The sequence below is a fragment of the Calditrichota bacterium genome, assembly GCA_013152715.1.
Classification (GTDB): Bacteria; Zhuqueibacterota; Zhuqueibacteria; order Thermofontimicrobiales; family Thermofontimicrobiaceae; genus 4484-87.
In genome coordinates this window covers 29,784-32,524 of sequence record JAADFU010000118.1, presented here as the reverse complement: position 1 = coordinate 32,524, position 2,741 = coordinate 29,784, and the positions used below count along the sequence as shown (strand labels likewise).

The window sequence follows — 2,741 nt, the reverse complement described above, 5'->3', positions numbered from 1 at the left end:
TTGAACAGGATTTTCCCGGCACAAAAGTACTGCATCTGGAAAAAAATTACCGTTCGGATTCTGCGATTCTGAAAGCCTCGGTGCAGGTGATCGAAAAAAATGAAGATCACCAGCCGCTACGCATCTGGTCAAATCTGGTGAGCAAGACGCAGATCGATATTTTTGAAACGCCCACGGAAAAATCAGAGGCGGAAACCATCGTGCACCAGATCGAAAAGATGGTCGGCGCGACCGGTTTTTTCTCAGTGGATTCCGGCAGAGCCGGCTACGAGGAGCCCGCTAGTGCAGCCGGTTTTTCCGACATCGCGGTGCTCTATCGCATCAATGCCCAGTTGCCGGCGCTGGAAGAAGCATTTTTGCGCTCGGGCATTCCCTACCAGACTTTCGGGAACAAGCCATTTTACGAGACGCCGGAAGTGAAGGAATTGCTCTCTTTTTTTCGGGTACAATCCCCATTCTGATCCGGATTTGCTGAAAATTATCAATCTACCGCCGCGCGGTATCAGCGAGCAGACGTTGAAAATTCTGGTCAATTATCAGCGGCTGAATGAAATTTCACTTTTTCAGGCCATGGAGAGATGCCGGTTCATCGCTCTGCTGAGCGAAACGCAGCGCCAGCCGGTGATCAAATTTGTCGAGCAACTGACATTAGTTCGGGAGGTGAGTCAGAATTTGACGCTGCCGGAACTGGCGGATCGTATTTTGACGGCTTTTGGTTTGAAAAAATTTTTCAAAAATGACCAGAAGCGGCAATTTTTCCATGAAAAGCTATTGTCACGAATCAAAAAATTTGACGGAAATTTAGCCGATTTTTTGGAAGCGGTGACGCTGCACCGGGAGACCGACGATTACGATCCCCGGGCGGAGAAAGTGTCACTGATGACGCTGCACACCGCCAAAGGGCTGGAATTTTCCGTGGTTTTCATTGCCGGCTGCGAGGAAGATTTGATTCCGTTCCGGCGGAAAAATGATGAAACTGCCGATGCCGCCGAAGAACGGCGGCTGTTTTACGTGGGCATGACCCGGGCGAAAAGACAGTTGATTTTGCTCCACGCCCGCAGCCGATATTTGTTCGGCGAGCACCGGTCTGCCAAACCATCGCGCTTTTTGAACGACATCGAGCGGGCGCTGAAGGCGTTCAAGCAGGCGGAAATCAAAGACAAACCAAAAAAGAAATCTTCGCCGGATAGCGGGGGGCAGATAGAGTTGTTTTAAAAATAATTTCAAACCCTGTCTCCCCGAGAAATCGGGCTTGTCAAATTGGCCAACCATGCAAAGGTTTCGAACCTTTGAACGGCTGAAATGAAAAAAACAGGAGAAAAGTAATTGAAAAAATTACACTTTCCCAGGCCATTCAATCACCAGCACCCGCCAGTGAGAAACGTGAATGAAATTTTCGAAGAACAACTCACTTTTGGTCAGCGAGCGGCGGACTCCGTCGCTCGTTTTGTAGGGACGTGGAAATTTATCATCATTCAGACGATTATTCTGGCAATCTGGGTCACTTTGAACGTTGTCGCCTGGATTCATCACTGGGATCCTTATCCGTTTATTCTCATGAATTTGACTTTGTCGTTTCAAGCGGCTTATACAGCACCATTGATCATGATGAGCCAGAATCGCCAGGCAGAACACGACCGCATCGAAGCCCACAACGATTATTTAATTAATCAGAAATCAGAAAAAGAAATCAAAATTATATTAGAGCATCTCGCTGCGCAGAATGAGGCATTGGCTGAATTGCATAAAATGGTTTTGGAAGTGAAAGAACAAAAAGAGGGTCAGTAGAGTTATTCCTTTTAAAAATTAATTTGGACGAAAACACTAATTATCTAACAAGGACAACCCAATGAACAAAACACTCAGAAATATCCTCGCCGTAAGTATCGCCATCCTGCCCATCAATCTGGTTATGATCTGGTATCGTCTGACGCAAACGGAAAATTTCAGCACCTCGGACATGATCGTCTACCCCCTGCTGTTTGGCGGCGGAAGTATTATTTTGATTCTTCTTTTGAACAAATATTTAGTGAAAGAAAGTTTTAAAGAGACTTTCAATTCCGGAAAAGGAACATGGTACTGGGACGTTCTAATCGGAATTGGGCTGACAGTGATTTATTTTGCCATGTCTTATGTCGAAAGAGCCACTTTGATGCAATGGCTGCCCAGAAATAACCCGCCAAACACAGAACTAATAAATGTTATCAGAGACCTGGCGCACAATCCTTTACTCATGGCTATCTGGTTTGGCCCGGTTCTGTGGATTGGGATTGCTCTTTACGAGGAATTATCCAGAACATTCCTGCTCAAATGCCTCTGGAATACAAGCGACAATAAGAATTGGCACATTGCCGTTATCTTTCTCGCATCTGCGCTCATCGGAGTGACTCATTTGTACCAGGGGCTTTTCGGAATTATTTCTATCGGACTAAAAAGCGTGGTTATGAGTTTTTATTTCTACAGATACCGCAGACTGTTTCCGCTGGTTTTGTCTCATGTTTTATACGATGGTGTGCAATTCGCCTTCTTGTTAACCCAAATTAGATAGAGAATAGTTTTCAACCCGAACAGGGGAAATAATGAATTGTTGAATGTCCCCCAAAATTATCAAATCTAATGTGTGATATGATTCGAAGAATAAAAAAGTTAACTCCGGGGAATAATCTGAAAAAGCTATTTCCCGAAATTCACAACTTTATTTCACTTTCCGGACATTTAACTTTTGTTCAACTCCTACCGGA

At 45.0% G+C, this 2,741-nt stretch carries 4 protein-coding genes; all 4 read left to right on the top strand.

Going from position 1 to position 2,741, the window contains the following annotated elements; all coding sequences use genetic code 11:
- The coding region (locus GXO74_09525; protein NOZ61908.1) for a hypothetical protein at positions 1-461 on the top strand (461 nt) is incomplete at its 5' end.
- 7 nt (positions 462-468) lie between these two features.
- Positions 469-1,215, top strand: a complete 747-nt coding sequence (locus GXO74_09520) for an ATP-binding domain-containing protein (protein NOZ61907.1) — start codon at positions 469-471, stop codon at positions 1,213-1,215.
- A gap of 111 nt (positions 1,216-1,326) precedes the next feature.
- Positions 1,327-1,788, top strand: coding sequence for a DUF1003 domain-containing protein (locus GXO74_09515; GenBank protein NOZ61906.1), 462 nt, complete (start codon positions 1,327-1,329; stop codon positions 1,786-1,788).
- Between the two features lie 61 nt (positions 1,789-1,849).
- Positions 1,850-2,548, top strand: a complete 699-nt coding sequence (locus GXO74_09510; protein ID NOZ61905.1) for a CPBP family intramembrane metalloprotease — start codon at positions 1,850-1,852, stop codon at positions 2,546-2,548.
- The last annotated feature ends 193 nt before the right edge of the window (positions 2,549-2,741 follow it).

Coding starts and splice junctions, on each gene's coding strand:
- GXO74_09510 (NOZ61905.1), top strand. CDS start 1,850: ATGAACAAAACACTCAGAAATATCCTCGCCGTAAGTATCGCCATCCTG.